14 protein-coding genes are annotated in these 16,241 nt (G+C 72.5%); 7 read left to right on the forward strand and 7 right to left on the reverse strand.

The window, feature by feature from the left end; all coding sequences use genetic code 11:
- The first annotated feature begins 46 nt into the window (after positions 1-46).
- The 5 genes from HNR19_RS16630 to HNR19_RS16650 all read left to right on the forward strand — a co-directional run bounded on the left by HNR19_RS16630 (position 47) and on the right by HNR19_RS16650 (position 7,373).
- Positions 47-2,599 (forward strand): bifunctional FO biosynthesis protein CofGH, encoded by a 2,553-nt coding sequence (locus HNR19_RS16630; RefSeq protein WP_179668950.1) that lies wholly within the window; start codon positions 47-49, stop codon positions 2,597-2,599.
- Between the two features lie 179 nt (positions 2,600-2,778).
- A complete protein-coding gene (locus tag HNR19_RS16635) occupies positions 2,779-3,879 on the forward strand; it encodes a sugar ABC transporter substrate-binding protein (RefSeq protein WP_179668951.1) in 1,101 nt (366 codons plus the stop codon).
- A gap of 146 nt (positions 3,880-4,025) precedes the next feature.
- On the forward strand, positions 4,026-4,835 hold the full coding sequence (locus HNR19_RS16640; protein WP_246303532.1) for an ATP-binding cassette domain-containing protein: 810 nt from the start codon (positions 4,026-4,028) through the stop codon (positions 4,833-4,835).
- A 10-nt stretch (positions 4,836-4,845) separates the two neighbouring features.
- Positions 4,846-6,126: a sugar ABC transporter permease gene (locus HNR19_RS16645; protein WP_179668952.1), complete on the forward strand. Its 1,281-nt coding sequence runs from the start codon at positions 4,846-4,848 to the stop codon at positions 6,124-6,126.
- Between the two features lie 8 nt (positions 6,127-6,134).
- Positions 6,135-7,373 (forward strand): ROK family protein, encoded by a 1,239-nt coding sequence (locus HNR19_RS16650; protein ID WP_179668953.1) that lies wholly within the window; start codon positions 6,135-6,137, stop codon positions 7,371-7,373.
- Positions 7,374-7,597: 224 nt separating this feature from the next.
- On the opposite strand, the gene HNR19_RS16655 is transcribed toward HNR19_RS16650, so the two are convergent.
- The 4 genes from HNR19_RS16655 to HNR19_RS16670 form a co-directional block, all read right to left on the reverse strand.
- Entirely contained in the window at positions 7,598-8,758 is a 1,161-nt protein-coding gene (locus HNR19_RS16655; protein WP_179668954.1) for an ROK family transcriptional regulator, read from the reverse strand.
- Between the two features lie 12 nt (positions 8,759-8,770).
- Positions 8,771-9,937, reverse strand: a complete 1,167-nt coding sequence (gene xylA / locus HNR19_RS16660; RefSeq protein ID WP_179668955.1) for a xylose isomerase — start codon at positions 9,935-9,937, stop codon at positions 8,771-8,773.
- 25 nt (positions 9,938-9,962) lie between these two features.
- Complete coding sequence (gene xylB, locus HNR19_RS16665; protein ID WP_179668956.1) at positions 9,963-11,336, reverse strand: xylulokinase; 1,374 nt, start codon at positions 11,334-11,336, stop codon at positions 9,963-9,965.
- Positions 11,337-11,486: 150 nt separating this feature from the next.
- Positions 11,487-12,098, reverse strand: a complete 612-nt coding sequence (locus HNR19_RS16670; RefSeq protein WP_179668957.1) for a DUF4126 family protein — start codon at positions 12,096-12,098, stop codon at positions 11,487-11,489.
- Positions 12,099-12,142: 44 nt separating this feature from the next.
- Between HNR19_RS16670 and HNR19_RS16675 the strand changes: the two genes are divergently transcribed.
- Together HNR19_RS16675 and HNR19_RS16680 are read left to right on the forward strand one after the other, a co-directional pair.
- Complete coding sequence (locus HNR19_RS16675) at positions 12,143-12,592, forward strand: DUF5709 domain-containing protein (protein ID WP_179668958.1); 450 nt, start codon at positions 12,143-12,145, stop codon at positions 12,590-12,592.
- 52 nt (positions 12,593-12,644) lie between these two features.
- Positions 12,645-12,788 carry a GPGG-motif small membrane protein gene (locus HNR19_RS16680; protein WP_179668959.1) on the forward strand — a complete coding sequence of 48 codons (144 nt, stop codon included), beginning with the start codon at positions 12,645-12,647 and terminating at the stop codon, positions 12,786-12,788.
- 60 nt (positions 12,789-12,848) lie between these two features.
- Here the strand turns inward: HNR19_RS16680 and HNR19_RS16685 are convergent, their stop codons facing one another.
- The 3 genes from HNR19_RS16685 to HNR19_RS22920 all read right to left on the reverse strand — a co-directional run bounded on the left by HNR19_RS16685 (position 12,849) and on the right by HNR19_RS22920 (position 16,183).
- Positions 12,849-14,090, reverse strand: a complete 1,242-nt coding sequence (locus HNR19_RS16685; RefSeq protein ID WP_218910290.1) for an endonuclease/exonuclease/phosphatase family protein — start codon at positions 14,088-14,090, stop codon at positions 12,849-12,851.
- Between the two features lie 99 nt (positions 14,091-14,189).
- Positions 14,190-15,305, reverse strand: a complete 1,116-nt coding sequence (locus HNR19_RS16690; RefSeq protein ID WP_179668960.1) for an FAD-dependent oxidoreductase — start codon at positions 15,303-15,305, stop codon at positions 14,190-14,192.
- Entirely contained in the window at positions 15,302-16,183 is an 882-nt protein-coding gene (locus HNR19_RS22920) for a DUF1295 domain-containing protein (RefSeq protein ID WP_343047242.1), read from the reverse strand. The genes HNR19_RS16690 and HNR19_RS22920 overlap by 4 nt, the downstream gene beginning before the upstream one ends.
- Positions 16,184-16,241: the final 58 nt, after the last annotated feature.

Consider the following 16,241-nt stretch of genomic DNA (forward strand, 5'->3'; position numbering starts at 1 on the left):
TGGAACACGTTCTCCGCAGCATGACCCCCACCTCTAGGCTGACCCGGTGAGTGACGTGCCGACCCCCCAGCAGGTACGACGCGCGCTGGCCCGTGTCGAGCGCGGCGCCGCGATCGACGTCGCCGAGGCGACCGCGCTCCTCGCGGCGCGCGGCGAGGACCTCGACCGGCTGACCGCCGCGGCCGCGAAGGTCCGCGACGCGGGCCTGCTCGCCGCCGGCCGGCCGGGGGTGGTGACGTACTCCCCGAAGGTGTTCATCCCGATCACCCGGCTGTGCCGCGACCGGTGCCACTACTGCACGTTCGTCGAGACGCCGGCCCAGGCGGCGCGCGAGGGGCGGTCGCCGTACCTCTCCCCCGACGAGATCCTCGAGATCGCCCGCGGCGGCGCCGAGCTCGGCTGTCTCGAGGCACTGTTCACCCTCGGTGACCGCCCCGAGGACCGCTGGCCCGAGGCGCGGGCGTGGCTGGACGAGCAGGGCTACGACTCGACGCTGGCCTACATCCGGGCGATGGCGGTGCGGGTGCTGGAGGAGACCGGCCTGCTGCCGCACCTCAACCCGGGCGTCATGTCCTGGGAGGAGCTCAACCGGCTCAAGCCCGTCTCCCCGTCGATGGGGATGATGCTCGAGACCACCTCGCGGCGGCTGTTCGAGACCAAGGGCGAGGCCCACTACGGGTCGCCGGACAAGGATCCCGAGGTCCGGCTGCGGGTGCTGGAGGACGCCGGGCGGCTGTCCGTCCCGTTCACGACCGGGCTGCTGGTCGGCATCGGCGAGACGCTGCAGGAGCGGGCCGAGACGATCTTCGCGCTGCGCCGTACGACCCGCGCCTACGGCGCCGTGCAGGAGGTGATCGTCCAGAACTTCCGCGCCAAGCCCGACACCGCGATGCGGCACGCCGACGACCTCGGGCTGGACGAGTACCGCGCGGCGATCGCCGTCACCCGGATCGTGCTCGGCCCCAAGGCGCGGGTGCAGGCGCCGCCCAACCTGGTCGACAGCTCGGAAGGATCGGCGGAGTGCCGCCTGTTGCTCGAGGCCGGTGTCGACGACTGGGGCGGCGTCTCGCCGCTGACGCCGGACCACGTCAACCCCGAGCGGCCGTGGCCCTCCCTCGACCGGTTGCGCGCGATCTCGGCGGAGTGCGGCTTCGACCTGCGGGCGCGGCTGACCGTGCACCCCGAGTACGTCGTCGGCAGCCTACGTGACGGCGAGCCGTGGATCGACCCGCGCGTCGCCGGTCACGTCGCCGCCCTCGCGGGGGAAGACGGGCTCGCGATCCCCGGTGTCAAACCGGTCGGCCTGCCCTGGCAGGAGCCCGACGGCGGCTTCGAGAGCGCGGGCCGCACCGACCTGCACGCCGCGGTCGACGCCGAGGGCCGCACCGACGACCGCCGGTCCGACTTCGACAACGTCTACGGCGACTGGGACGAGGTCCGCGACCAGGCCGGCAGGGTTGCCGCCGGCGGTCGAGGAGGCCGGTCGCGGCCGTCACGAGACCAGGCGGCCGCTCTCCGTGCAGCCGAGGCCGACCCCGGCAACCTCTCCGACGAGCACGCGCTCACCCTGATGACGGCCGAGGGCGAGCTCCTCGAGCAGGTCGTCCGGCTTGCCGACGACCTGCGCAGGGACACGGTCGGCGACACCGTCACCTACGTCGTCAACCGCAACATCAACTTCACCAACGTCTGCTACGTCGGCTGCCGCTTCTGTGCGTTCGCGCAGCGCCGCACCGACGCCGACGCCTACTCGCTGTCCTACGACGAGGTGGCCGACCGCGCCCAGGAGGCGTGGGACCTCGGTGCCACCGAGGTGTGCATGCAGGGCGGGATCGACCCGCAGCTGCCCGCGACGGCGTACTTCGACCTCGTGCAGGCCGTGAAGAAGCGGGTGCCCGACATGCACGTGCACGCGTTCTCGCCGATGGAGGTCGTCAACGGCACCGCCCGCACCGGCCTGTCGATCGAGGACTTCCTGATCAAGGCCCGCGAAGCGGGCCTGGGCTCACTGCCGGGAACGGCGGCCGAGATCCTCGACGACGAGGTCCGGTGGGTGCTCACCAAGGGCAAGCTCCCGGCCAGCACCTGGATCGAGATCGTCTCCACCGCGCACCGCCTCGGCATCCCGACGACCTCGACGATGATGTACGGCCACGTCGACAACCCGCGCCACTGGGTGGCCCACCTCAACGTGCTGAGGAAGGTGCAGGACGCCGCGCGCGAGCACGGCAGCGCCGGCTTCACCGAGTTCGTCCCGCTCCCGTTCGTGCACACCTCCGCACCGATCTACCTCGCCGGCGTGGCCCGGCCCGGCCCGACCCTGCGCGACAACCTCGCCGTGCACGCGATGGCGCGGATCCTGCTGCACGGCCGGATCTCCAACATCCAGACCAGCTGGGTCAAGCTCGGCGTCGACGGCACCCGCGCCATGCTCCGCGCCGGCGCCAACGACCTCGGCGGCACCCTGATGGAGGAGACCATCTCCCGGATGGCCGGCTCCGAGCACGGATCGGCCAAGACCGTCGCCGAGCTGGTCGAGATCGGGGCCGGCATCGACCGCCCGGTGCGCGAGCGCACGACGCTGTACGACGCCCGCTAGGTCCCTGCGGAGCGCCCGGCGGGCCTTTGGATCGTGCAAGAGGTCACGGTTCGAAATACTTTCGCCTTGCCTCTAGACGTGACCGGCGCCACTCAATATGTTGTGCCGAACAACATATCGGCCGCGTGGAGGTGCGCCACCCCGGACGCGCCGGGCCGAGGATCGCAAGGAGGCGGTTGATGGTGAAGGGCAAGCGCAGCGCGCTCGTCGCGGTGGGGCTCGGGCTCGCGCTCTCGCTCGCGGCATGCGGCGAGGACGACAGCAACGGCAGTGGCAGCGACACAGGCGGTGACGGCGGCGACGTCCAGGGCAAGATCGGCGTCATCCTCCCGGACACCGAGTCGTCGGTCCGCTGGGAGAGCGCGGACCGGCCGGCGATCCAGGCGGCCTGTGACGAGGCCGGCGTCGAGTGCGACATCCAGAACGCCGAGGGCGACGCAGAGCGGATGACGCAGATCGCCGACACGATGATCGGTGACGGCGTGACCGTGCTCGCGATCGTCAACCTCGACTCCGCGTCCGGCGCGGCGATCCAGGAGAAGGCCGCGTCCGCGGGTGTCGCGACCATCGACTACGACCGGCTCACGCTGGGCGGCTCGGCCGAGTACTACGTCTCGTTCGACAACGTGAAGGTCGGCGAGCTGCAGGGCCAGGGCCTGGCCGACTGCCTCGGCGACAAGCCGGCGAACATCGTCTACCTGAACGGCTCGCCGACCGACAACAACGCGACCCTCTTCGCCGAGGGCGCGCACAGCGTGCTCGACCCGATGACGCAGTACAAGGTCGTCGGCGAGCAGGCCGTCCCTGACTGGGACAACGAGGAGGCTGCAGTCATCTTCGAGCAGCTCTACACCGCCGCCGGCGGCAAGGTCGACGGCGTGCTGGCGGCCAACGACGGCCTCGGCGGCGCGGCGATCAGCATCCTCGAGGGCAAGGGCCAGGCCGGCAAGGTCCCGGTCACCGGCCAGGACGCGACCGTCGAGGGCCTGCAGAACATCCTCGCCGGCACCCAGTGCATGACCGTCTACAAGTCGGCCACGCAGGAGGCGAACGCTCTCGCCGAGGTCGCGATCGCGCTGGCCACCGGTGGCGAGGCGGAGACCACCGGCACCACGGCCGACAGCGAGTCGGGCCGCGAGGTGCCGTCGATCCTGCTCGAGCCCCAGTCGATCACGGCCGAGAACGTCGGCGACGTGATCGCCGACGGTGGCCAGACCTACGAGGACGTCTGCGCCGGCGAGTACGAGCAGATGTGTGCGGACGCGGGCATCACTCCGTGACCCTGCACCACCTCTGAACAGCACCACCTGACGGCGTCCGCGCCCCGGCGATCCCGGGGCGCGGGCACCCGTCGGGCGCGCACCAGTCGCACCCGGCATATGTAGATCCGCCCAACAAATCCCGAGCACATCGGAGCCCGTTCCACATGACTTCCTCGATGCCCCTCGAGTACGGCGAGCAGCCCGCCGTACCGATCCTCCAACTGCGTGGCGTCAACAAGAGCTTCGGCGTCGTCCACGTCCTGCACGACGTCGACTTCGCCGTCTACCCCGGCCAGGTCACCGCGCTCGTCGGCGACAACGGCGCGGGCAAGTCCACCCTGGTGAAGGTCATCGCCGGCATCTACGGTCGCGACAGCGGCGACTACGTCTTCGAGGGTGCGCCCGTCCACGTGCACGGTCCGCGCGACGTCGCCGCGCTCGGGATCGAGGTCGTCTACCAGGACCTCGCGCTGTGCGACAACCTCGACATCGTCGACAACATGTTCCTCGGGCGTGAGCTCCGCAAGGGCGGTGTCCTCGACGACAACGCCATGGAGGAGAAGGCGCGCGAGACGCTCGCCTCGCTCTCGGTGCGCACCGTCAAGTCGGTGCGCCAGAGCGTGGCCAGCCTGTCCGGCGGCCAGAGGCAGACCGTCGCGATCGCGAAGGCGGTCCTCTGGAACTCCAAGATCGTGCTCCTCGACGAGCCGACCGCGGCCCTGGGCGTCGCCCAGACGCGGCAGGTGCTCGACCTGGTCCGCCGCCTTGCCGACCGCGGCCTGGGTGTCGTGCTCATCTCGCACAACATGAACGACGTGTTCGAGGTCGCCGACCGGATCACCGCCCTCTACCTCGGCCGGGTCGCGGCCGACGTCCCCGCGCGGGACCTCACCCACAGCCAGGTCGTCGAGCTGATCACCGCGGGCCGCTCCGGCGACCTCGGCATCCGCGAAGCCGCCACGGCGACGATCTGAGGAGGCCGCGATGACTCTGCAGTCCGACAACGCGACCACCGAGCCCGCCGCCCAGCGCGCCGGCTTCGACTCCGACGCGCACCACGCGGCCACCGTCCGCGACGCCGTCACCGACTACCTCAACCGGCTCCGCGGCGGCGACATGGGATCGCTCCCCGCCATCCTCGGCCTCGTCGTCCTGTTCGCGGTGTTCACCGGTCTCCACGACCGCTTCCTGACCACCTACAACATGGCCAACCTCGTGGTGCAGGCCGGCTCGATCATCGTGCTCGCAATGGGCCTGGTGTTCGTGCTCCTCCTCGGCGAGATCGACCTGTCGGCGGGTGTCGCGGGCGGCGCCTCGGCGACGATCACGACCCTGGTGATGATCGACTACAGCTGGGAGTGGTGGCTCGCCACGCTGGCAGGACTCGCCGCCGGTGCCGTCATCGGTCTCGTGATCGGCGTCCTGGTGGCCACCCTGGGCATCCCGTCCTTCGTCGTCACGCTCGCGTTCTTCCTCGCCCTCCAGGCGGTCCCGCTCAAGCTCATCGGCTCGGGCGGCTCGCTCCGGGTCACCGGCGTGCTCCGCGATCTCTCGATCAAGAACGTGCCGGTCACGGCCGGCTGGATCGCAGCGATCGCGATCGTGGTCGGCTTCGCCGGCCTGTCGCTGTGGAAGTACCGCACGCGGTCGGCGAAGGGACTGGTCCACAAGCCGCTCGGACTGATCCTGCTGCAGATCGGCGTGCTCGCCGCGGTCGTCCTGGGCGTCACCGCCCTCCTGAGCGACAACCGCGCCCCGAACCCGCTGCTGTTCAACATCAGCGGCATCCCGTGGGCGGCTCCGGTCGTCATCGCACTGCTGCTGTTCTGGACGTTCGTGCTGACCCGCACCCGGTTCGGCCGGCACCTCTACGCCGTCGGCGGCAACGCCGAGGCCGCGCGCCGCGCGGGCATCAACGTGACCGGCATCAAGATCGCGGCGTTCATGATCTGTACCTCGATGGCGGCCATCAGCGGCCTGCTCGCGGCGTCGTACACCGGCAAGGTCTCCCCGGGCTCCGGCGGCGGCAACGAGCTGCTGTACGCGGTCGCCGCGGCAGTCATCGGCGGCACCAGCCTCTTCGGCGGCCGCGGCCGCGCGATCGACGCCGTCATCGGCGGTCTGGTGATCGCGACCATCCCCAACGGGCTGGGCCTGCTCAACCAGGCGAGCTACATCAACTTCCTGGTCACCGGCGGCGTGCTGCTGCTCGCGGCCAGCGTGGACGCGATCTCCCGCCGCCGACGTTCCTCCGCAGGCGTCTAGCAGGACCGATGACGACCAGGCAGCGCGGCGCCGGCACCAACCAGGAGGGGGTGCGCCGCCACAATCTCGGGACCCTGCTCCGCCACGTGCACCGGACCGGGGAGATCTCCCGTGCCGAGCTGACCAGCCTGATGGGGCTCAACCGCAGCACCATCGCGGGGCTGGTCGGCGAGCTGGCGGAGCTCGGGCTCACCGAGCACGCCGACCCGGCCACCGGGTCGGCGGGCGCGGGGCGGCGTACCGCCGGGCGGCCGTCGGCGGGCGTGCGCGTGGTCGATGCGGGACCGTACGTCGTCGCCGTGGACCTCGGCGTCGACCGCGCGGTCGTGGCGCGGGTCGGGCTGGGCGGCCGGATCGCCGAGCGCGCCGAGGCCGCGATCAACGAGGACACCGAGGCCTGGCAGGTCGGCGCGGCCGTGGCCGCGCTGGTGCGACACGTCGTGTCGTGGGCGCCGGAGCACGCGCCCCTGCTGGGCATCGGCATCAGCGTGCCGGGTCTGGTCCGCCGTACGGACGGACTGGTGCGGCAGGCGCCCAACCTCGGCTGGCGCGACGTGTCGTTCGGGTCGATCGTGCTCGCCGCGCTCGACCTGGACGTGCCGGTCCGGCTCGGCAACGACGCCGACCTCGGCGCGCTCGCCGAGCACCATCGCGGTGCCGGCGTAGGAATAGACGACCTGATCTACATCTCCGGCAACGTCGGCGTCGGTGCCGGCGTCATCACCGGCGGGGTGCGGCTGCAGGGCGCCGGCGGCTACGCCGGCGAGGTCGGCCACATGAACTTCGACCCGCGCGGGCCGTTGTGCCATTGCGGCAGTCGCGGCTGCTGGGAGACGGCCGTCGGCGCGCACGCGATCGCGGCCGCGGTGAAGTCGCCGGCCGACCAGGTGGTGCGGCTCGGCGAGGTGCTCGACGAGATCACCGCTCCCCCGCGCGAGCTGCGCCCGATCGCCGCCAGCATCGGCCGCGGCCTCGCCGACGTGGTGAACTCCTACAACCCGAGCCTGGTGATCCTGGGCGGCTACTTCCAGCCGCTGTTCCGGCTGATGCGGTCCGAGGTCACCGCCGGTCTCGCCGAGCGCACGATGGCCCCCGCGCTGGAGTCGGTGCGGCTCGCGGTCCCCGGCCTCGGCGCCGACTCGGTCCTCCTCGGCGCGGCCGAGATCGCCCTCGAGCCCGTGTTCGCCGACCCCGTCGCCAGCCTCGCCACCGCCATCACCGACGCCCGTTCCCGCCTCGCCGGCTAGCCGAGTTGTAGGTCATGGTCGGCCGAGTTGTGGGTGATGGTCGGCCGAGTTGTGGGTGATGGTCGGCCGAGTTGTGGGTGCTGGTCGGCCGAGTTGTACCTGATCACGCGGGTGGTCCACGGCGTACAACTCGACGTGCCACGAGGTCCAACTCGACGTGCCACGAGGTCCAACTCGGCCCGCCACGAGGTACAACTCGGCCCGCCACGAGGTAGGACTCGGCCTTAACCCAGGTCGACAAGGCCGTCGAAGAGGGCGGTGAGGGAGCGCTCGGCGGCGCCGAGGGCGGCGGCCTCGGTGCCGAGCGCGCCGAGGCGGAGGTCGGGGACCTGCTGAACGGGGGCGGCGAGGGTGGCGGCGAGGACGTCGCGGGCGGGGGCGAGCACCAGGTCGCCGAGTGGCTCGAAGTAGCCGCCGAGGACGATCACCGAGGGGTCGAGGATGCCGGTGACGATGGCCAGGCCCTGGCCGAGGCGGGCGCCGATCCTCTCGACGGCGGCTCGTACGGCGGGCGCGGCCTGCGCCCTCTCGGCCACCACCCGCGCCGTCTCCTCCGGCGTGGCGAGCTCGGGCAGGCCGACCGCGGCGAGCATCGCGTGCAGGCCGACGGAGGCCTCCCAGCAGCCCGTGCGACCGCAGCCGCAGCGCGCGCCCGGCTCGCCGATCGGCAGGTGGCCGACCTCGCCGGCGAAGCCGCGGGCGCCGCGCACCAGGCGGCCGCCCTCGACCAGGCCGGCGCCGATGCCGACGGTTCCGGTGAGGTAGAGCAGGTGGCGGCTGCCCCGGCCGGCGCCGTGGTGGAGCTCGGCGACCGCGGCGCAGTCGGCGTCGTTGTTGACCCGCACCCGGTCGGTCCACCCGAACGCGGCGTCGATGCGCTCGGCGACGCCGGTGCCGGCCAGGCGCAGGTTGGGCGTCCACGCGATGGTGCGGTCGTCCTCGGTGATCAGCCCGGGCACCGCGGCGGTGGCGCCGACCGGGGTCTGCCCCGCCACCCGGACCGTGTCGGCGACACCGTCGGCGATGTCGGCGAGCGTCCCCTCGATGTCCCGCACGTCGAGCACGGGGCGGGTCACCCGGTGGCGGACCTGGCCGGACAGGTCGACGACCACCGCGGCGACGTACTCGACGTTGGCCTCGAACCCGATGCCGACCGGCCGCCCCCCGGCGAGCGTGAGCCGGAGGCCGGGCCGGCCGCGGTCGCCCGAGCGCACCTGCTCGAGCTCGCGGACGGCGCCGGCGTCCTCCAGGTCACCGACGATCGCGCCGACGGTCGCCTTCGCCAGCCCGGTGCGCCCGGACAGCTCCGCGCGGCTCGCCGGGCCGTCGACGCGCAGGGAGCGCAGGACCGCTCCCGCGTTGCGGCGCCGTACGGTGTCGGACATCGATGCGGCCGCTCAGCGCACGCCGTAGAGGTGCTCGAGCGCCAGCTGGTCCAGCCGCTCGAACGCGGCACCGCGGGCGGCGAGCGCCTCGACGTCGGGCAGCGGCCACTCCAGAAGCTGCTGCCAGCCCTCGTCCTCACCGACCGTCGGCACGGACAGCTCGGGCACCCTCGCGGCCTCCAGCGCGGCGACCACCTCGGGGTCGGCGCGGAACGCCTTCGCCTTCTCGCGCAGGATCAGGTAGTTGTCGATGCAGGCCTTCGCGGTGACCCACACGCCCTCGTCGTCCTCGGTGCGGACCGGCTTGTAGTCGAAGTGCACGGGACCGTCATAGCCGCCCGCGAGCAGCGTGTCCACGACCCAGAAGGCGCCGCGCACGTTGCCGGCGCCGAAGCGCAGGTCCTGGTCGTACTTCGGGCCGTTCTGCCCGTTGAGGTCGATGTGGAAGAGCTTGCCCTGCCAGAGCGCCTGCGCGTAGCCGGCGGCGGCGTTGAGCCCGGCCATCTCCTCGTGACCGATCTCCGGGTTGACGCCCACCAGCTCGGGACGGTCGAGGGTCTCGATGAACGCGAGCGCGTGGCCGACGGTCGGCAGCAGGATGTCGCCGCGGGGCTCGTTGGGCTTGGGCTCGATCGCGAACTTGAGGTCGTAGCCCTTGTCGGTCACGTACTGGCCGAGGACGTTGAACGCCTCCTGGTAGCGGTCGAGCGCGGCCGCCACACCCTGCGAGGCGCCGTACTCCGCGCCCTCGCGGCCGCCCCAGCAGACGTAGACCTGGGCGCCGAGCTCGGCGGCGAGGTCGATGTTGCGCATCACCTTGCGCAGCGCGAACCGGCGCACGTCGCGGTCGTTGGCGGTGAACGCGCCGCCCTTGAACACCGGGTGCGTGAACAGGTTGGTGGTCGCGGTGGTCACGACCAGGCCGGTGTCGGCGAGGCCCTTCTTGAAGCGCTCGATGATGGCGTCGCGGGTGGCGTCGTCGCTGCCGAACGGGATCAGGTCGTCGTCGTGGAAGTTCACGCCGTAGGCGCCGACCCCCGCCAGGCGCTCGAGCGCGTAGACCGGATCCATCGGCTCGCGCGTCGCGTCGCCGAACGGGTCGCGGGCCTGCCAGCCGACGGTCCAGAGGCCGAAGGAGAACTTGTCGCTCGGCGACGGCGCCGGGATCTCGATGGTCATGTCTTCCTCTCGATGGGGTGGTGGGTCAGACTCGGTCGCGCAGCGCCGCATAGGCCGTTCGTACGGCGGGCGCGGGCGTCGCGTCGAGGGTCTCGGTGTCGGCGAGCGGCCAGTCGGGCGGCTCCGCCGCGCCGCTGAGGGCCCAGGCGGCCTGGCGGGCGGCGCCGCGGGCGACGTACTCCCCCGCCGGCGGGAGCAGCACCGAGCGCCCGAGCACGGCGGGCGCGAGCGTCCGCACGGCGGGCGAGCGGGTCGCGCCACCGACGAGCATGACCCGCTGTGGCTCGTCGCCGGTCGCCGAGAGCAGGGCGTCGACGCCGTCGGCCAGCGAGCACAGCAGGGCCTCGAACGCGGCCCGCGCGAGGTCGGCCCGCGTCGTCCGGGGCGTCAGCCCCGCCCAGGTGCCGGTCGCGCCGGGCCGGTTGGGGGTGCGCTCGCCGCCGTAGTAGGGCAGCAGGGTCACGCCGTGCGCTCCGGCAGGCGCCTGGAGGGCGAGCATGGCCAGCTCGTCGTGGTCGACGCCCAGCCAGCGGGCCTGGAGGTCGAGGATGCCGGCGGCGTTCATGGTGGTGACCATCGGCAGGAAGCCGCCGGTCGCGTCGGCGAACCCGGTCACGGTGCCGGTGCCGTCGGCGATCGGGCTGCGGCTCACGGTCGAGGCGACGCCGGAGGTGCCGATGGACACGAGCACGTCGCCGGGTCGCAGGTCGAGCCCGAGCGCCGCGCCCATGTTGTCGCCGGTGCCGGCGGCGACCACCTGGCCCGTGGGCGTCTGCGCCGCGACGGCGCCGGGGGCGACGACCGCGGGCAGCGCCGGCTCGTGCCCCAGGGCGGCCTTGGCCAGGTCGGGGCGCCACTCCCCCGCGGCGGTTGCGAAGTAGCCGGTGCCGGAGGCGTCGCCGCGGTCGGTGAACGCGGCGGTGCCGGGCGCGGCGAGGTGGCGCGAGACGTAGTCGTGCGGCAGCAGCACCTCGGCGACGCGGGCGGCGTTGTCGGGCTCGTGGTCGCGCAGCCAGCGCAGCTTGCTCGAGGTGAACGATGCCACCAGCACCGAGCCGATCGCGTCCGCGCACGCCTGCGGGCCACCCATCTCGGCGATCAGGGCCTCCGCCGCCGCGGCGGACCGGGTGTCGTTCCACAGCAGCGCGTCGCGCACCGGCTCGCCGGCCGCGTCGAGGGCCACCATCCCGTGCTGCTGGCCGCCCACGGCGACCGCTGCCGCCCGGTCGAGCAGGCCTGCCGTCGCGGCGTCGAAGGCCTCCAGCCAGGCGCGCGGGTCGACCTCCGTGCCCGCGGGGTGCGGGGCGCTGCGCTGCTCGATGACGGTGCCGTCGTCGGCGTCGACGAGGACCGCCTTCGTGGACTGGGTCGAGGAGTCGACACCGAGGACGAGGGCCATAGGGAGTATTTAGTACGACCCTTGAACTAAAGTCAATGCTTGTGCTGAGGTGCGAGCGCAGCGAGCCTCGAAGTGCTTGTGCTGAGGTGCGAGCGGAGCGAGCCTCGAAGTGCTTGTGCTGAGGTGCGAGCGAAGCGAGCCTCGGAGCGCCTAGGTGAGCGCAGCCGGGCTCCGGGGCGTACGGCGCCGCTCCCGCCACGCCTTGAACCGGGCCCACCCGCGCCTGATCATCCGGATCGCCAGCCAGAGCACGACCAGCCCGACGAGCAGCAGCGCGCCCGCGATGCCCGCCGCGATGTACGGGTGCTCGATCGCGAACCAGACCAGCCCGAGCACGACCACGTCCTCGCCCACGCTCAGGCCGATGTTGGTGAAAGGCTCCGGCATCGTGTTCGCCGCCATCCGGGTGCCGGCCTTGACCGCGTGGGAAGCGAACGCGCTCACCCCGCCGACGGCGCCGCCCGTGAGCCCGCTCAGGTCCGCGGAGTCACCGGCGATCAGGGTGCCGATGACGCCGCCGACCACCGGCCGGATCACGGTCGAGATCACGTCCCAGGTCGAGTCGACGTACGGCACCTTGTCGGCGACGAACTCGAAGGCGTACATGACACCTGCGACCGCGAGCACCTCCCAGCGCCCCAGCACGTCGGGGATCTCCGTGGAGGGCGCGACCCGCTCGGCGATGCCGAGGACCAGCACGACCAGATAGGCGTTGACGCCGCTGGCCCAGCCGCTCGAGAAGGTGAGGGCGAGGGACTCCACGAGCGCAGCGTATCCACGATCAGGCCGGGGGTAACGTCGACGGCATGAGCAACATGGATCCGGGCGATCGCGAGTCCTACGGCGACTACAGCGTCGACGACGAGACCCAGCTCAATCCCGAGGACACCCTCGGCGACCAGGACGTGGACGACGAGCTCGACCGCGGCTACACCGCGCCCGAGAAGTGGTCGGTGGCCCAGAAGTACGGCAACACGCCCTGGGAGGAGGAGCACGGCGAGCCGCTCGACGCCCGCCTCGCCCAGGAGGAGGCCGAGCCCGATCCCTACCTCGAGGCCGAAGAGCTCGACGAGCAGGAGTCGGACGGCGAGCACGAGGTCGGCGACCAGCGCGCCGGACGCCTGGTCGACCCCGACGAGGGGTTCGGCGAGGACGGCGAGAAGGACCTGGTCGGGCGCGACGTCGGCATCGACGGCGCGGCGGCCAGCGCCGAGGAGGCCGCCATGCACGTGGTTTCCGAGGAGGATGCCGGCTGAGTCGCGGGGTACTTCAAGTCCGAGCCGCGAGGCTCAGACCTGAGGAGGAACCGTGGAACTCATCTTGTGGATCCTTGCCGTCATCCTGGTGGTGTCCGGCATCGTGAGCCTCTTTCGAGGCGAGGTCCTCTGGGGGGCCGTGCTGATCGTCGTCGGCCTGCTCGTGGGCCCCGGCGGAGTCAGCCTCTTCACCTAGCACCGAGGGGCAACGCTCGACCGTCCAGCGGATGGTCGCCGTCGTCCTCGGACCTCAGCCTCAGGGTCGTACGTCGACCCAGACGAGGCGGTGGTCCGAGGTCGGCGGCGGGTAGCTGCCGGTGAGCCGGTAGAGCGGGTCGTCGGTCGTCGGCCAGAAGACGCCGGCGCCCTTCACCTTCAGTCGGCGCGCGGGGAGGACGTAGTCGGCGCGCAGGTTGCCCGGCGCCGGGTTGTCGTTGAAGTCCGCGGTGTCGTAGGCCGGGTCGCCGTCGTGCGTCGCGTTGGCGCCGCCCTGGAGCACGGCGGCCTCCGGCCCACCCTCCGACGTCGGCAGCGGGTCCTCGACCAGCGGGTGCTCGAGCAGCTGCTGGATCGCGGCGTCCACCGAGTCGCCGTCGAGCGGGTCGGCGTTCTGGTCACCCGCGATCACGAAGCTCTCGCCGCGGCGCAGCCCGCCGTACTCGCCCTCGTCGTCGTAGATGTACGACGCCGCGCGCCCGCCGCGCACGTAGTCGGCCCAGAACCGGATCTCGTCGTGGTTGCGGGTGCCGTTGCGGTCCTCGGCGCCGTCGAACGTCGGCGGCGTCGGGTGCGAGACGAGGAAGTGCACGGTGCGGCGACCGACGCGGATCGGCAGGTCCCAGTGGGACTTCGACGACAGCCGGAACACCTCCTGCTCCTCGGGTGAGTACCAGTCGGCCGGCTCCGGCGTGGCCGGGTCGTCGGGCAGCAGCGCGCCCGGCATGTCCTTCCAGAGGAAGTGCTGGAACGTGCGCGCCCGGGCGGCGTCGATCGGGTGCTTGGAGTAGACGACCATGCCGTACTGGCCCGGGAAGAGCCCGAAGCCGAACGCGTCGTCGCCGCCGGAGACCTGCCCGTTGTTGTTGAGGTCGAAGCCGCTCGGCACGCCGGTGTTGGACGGCGCGATGAACGCGTAGGGGTACTCGACGGGGTCCGCGCCGTTCTGCGACACCTCGAGGTAGTTGTCGCGGAACAGGTCGACGGCCTCGGGTGCGTAGTCGAACTCGTTGATGAGCACCACGTCCGGGTCGACCCGCTGGATCGTCTCGGCGACGTTCTGCGCCTGCTCGTTGTCCGGCGTCGACAGGTCGGCGACGAGCTGGCCCTCCGCGTTGCGGTTGAGGGAGGCGTTGAACGTCGCGAACCGCACCGGGTCCTGACGGTGGTGGCCGTCGTCGGGCCCGCGATGGGCGGTGGCGGGCGACGAGGTCGCGGCGAGCGCGCCACCGAGGGCGAGCGCGGCCGCGGTGGACAGGACGAGCGGCGTACGACGACGCACGGCGACCTCCCGAGAGGGCGGGGACGGGGACTGCAGCCGACCCTAGGTCGCCGCGCCCGGGCGCGCCACTGTGGCGCCGGTGAAGGTTCGGTGAACCCGTCAGCGCTCGATGCGCACGCCGCCGTAGATCCCCCTCCGGACGATCCACGGCTGCAGGACGCGCGTGACCGACCACGCGGGGAAGCGGAAGGGCCGCCCGGAGGGCGCGAAGACCTGGAGGCCGTCGGCCTGCGGGCCCACGACCGAGCCCCACCGCGAGCGGGGCGGCTGGAACTCGCGCAGCGGCCGGCCCGCGAGGAGGGCCCGGACGTTGGCGGCCAGCAGGCGGTCGGCGCGGTTGCGCGCCGAGGACCGGAGCGGGTCGGTGGCCGCCACGTCGCCGACCGCGAAGACCTCCGGGTGACCGGGCAGCTGGAGCGTCGGCAGGACGCGGACGAAGCCCTGCTCGTCGAGCAGGCTCCCCGGGATCCAGCCGGTGTTGGGCCGCACCTTGCCGACGGCCCAGACCACGGCGTCGGCCGCCAGGGGCGGTTGCCCGGTCGACCACTCCACCGGCCCCTCGGTGATCCGATCGCCCGCGAACCCGTCCGGCATCGCGGCGCGATGGCCCGGGCGCAGGCCGACGCCGGCAGTCACCAGGCGGCGCCGTACGTGACTCCACACGCGGGGGTGGTGCCGGGGCAGCGCTCGGTCGCCGGGGAAGCAGAGCTCCACCTGCTTGTCGGGCCATCGCACGGCCAGGTTGAGAGCGGTGCCGACCGCGGCGGCCCCGCCGCCCACGACCACGACCGTGGGCGCCTCGGCCAGCCGCTGGTGCGCGGCACGGAGGTCGGCGGCCACCTCGTCGCGGGTCTGTAGGTGGGGCCGGCGCCAGAACCCGTTGGTCACACCGGTGGCGATCACGAGCACGTCGTACGGCTCCGCGACACTGGTCCCGTCGGCGACCACCACGGTGACCGTGCGCGCTCGGACGTCGAGGCCGGTCAGCTCGCCGTGGACGGTACGGACCCCGTCGAGCCTGCGGTAGCGGCTGAACGACGTCCAGTAGTCCCGCACCCAGTCCTCCGGGCGCGCCAGCCGCATCCCGAGCTCCTGCCCGCTGACGAGACCGGGCTTCGTCGAGACCCCGACGACGTCGACGTGGCGCGCGAGGTGGATCGCCGTCAGCAGGCCGCTGTCCCCGAGCCCCGCCACGACGACACGGGGCCGGGTCACGAGACCGCCCGGCGCGGTGGACGCGGCACCAGCATCGGCACCCGGTCGATGACGTCCTGGTACGACGGCCGCCGCTCGAGGCTGCGCTTCTCCATCATCGGGATGCTGGCGCCGAGGAACATCGCCACCATCGCGACGACCCCGACCGGGAGCCACCACCAGTCGCCCGGCGACGCGGCGATCCCGAACAACGCGAGCGAGCCCCAGAAGCTGATCTCACCGAAGTAGTTGGGGTGGCGCGACCAGGCCCACAGGCCCTGGTCCATCACCCCGCCGGGCGGACGGGTCCGGATGAACCGCCGCATCTGCCCGTCGGCGACCAGCTCGATGGCGACGGCACCCACCCCGACCAGCAGGGCGATCCCGTCGAGCCAGCCGACGTCGCGGCCGGGTCGGGCGAGCGCGACGTAGGCCGGCACCAGCCCGAGGAACACCTGGAACGTCGGCACCAGGTGGATGCCGACCAGGTCGGCCGCCAGCTCCCACCGGCCGGCACCCTCCCGCACCATCGGGTAGCGCCAGTCCTCGTGGTGGAGGCCGGGGAACGTGATCACCCAGTTGGCGGTGAGCCGCACGGCCCAGAGGAACACCACGAACAGCACCAGCGCCGTACGCGCGTCGTCGCCGGCTCCCCCGCTCGCGAGGACCCAGTAGCCGGCGAGGAACGGTGGCAGCACGCTCCAGTAGGCGTCGTAGAAGCTGGAGTTGCGGTGCCACCGGCTCGCAGCGAAGACGACCAGGGTCGCGAGGACGTCGGCGACGAGCGCGTCGAGCCACAGCCACGCGGTGTCGGGCGCCCACGCGAGCCAGGCGGACGCCACGCCGAAGGCGAGGACGTACGCGGCCGCGACGCGCAGCAGGGACTCGGTCCTGGTCACGGCCGCCAGCGTAGTAGAACGCGTTCTAGTGCGCCGAGGATCCTGAGTCGGGGCGTGA

It is taken from the genome of Nocardioides thalensis, assembly GCF_013410655.1.
In the GTDB taxonomy this organism is placed as follows: Bacteria; Actinomycetota; Actinomycetes; order Propionibacteriales; family Nocardioidaceae; genus Nocardioides; species Nocardioides thalensis.

Coding starts and splice junctions, on each gene's coding strand:
- HNR19_RS16650 (WP_179668953.1), top strand. CDS start 6,135: ATGACGACCAGGCAGCGCGGCGCCGGCACCAACCAGGAGGGGGTGCGC.
- HNR19_RS16655 (WP_179668954.1), bottom strand. CDS start 8,758: ATGTCCGACACCGTACGGCGCCGCAACGCGGGAGCGGTCCTGCGCTCC.
- HNR19_RS16635 (WP_179668951.1), top strand. CDS start 2,779: ATGGTGAAGGGCAAGCGCAGCGCGCTCGTCGCGGTGGGGCTCGGGCTC.
- HNR19_RS16640 (WP_246303532.1), top strand. CDS start 4,026: ATGACTTCCTCGATGCCCCTCGAGTACGGCGAGCAGCCCGCCGTACCG.
- xylA (WP_179668955.1), bottom strand. CDS start 9,937: ATGACCATCGAGATCCCGGCGCCGTCGCCGAGCGACAAGTTCTCCTTC.
- xylB (WP_179668956.1), bottom strand. CDS start 11,336: ATGGCCCTCGTCCTCGGTGTCGACTCCTCGACCCAGTCCACGAAGGCG.
- HNR19_RS16675 (WP_179668958.1), top strand. CDS start 12,143: ATGAGCAACATGGATCCGGGCGATCGCGAGTCCTACGGCGACTACAGC.
- HNR19_RS16645 (WP_179668952.1), top strand. CDS start 4,846: ATGACTCTGCAGTCCGACAACGCGACCACCGAGCCCGCCGCCCAGCGC.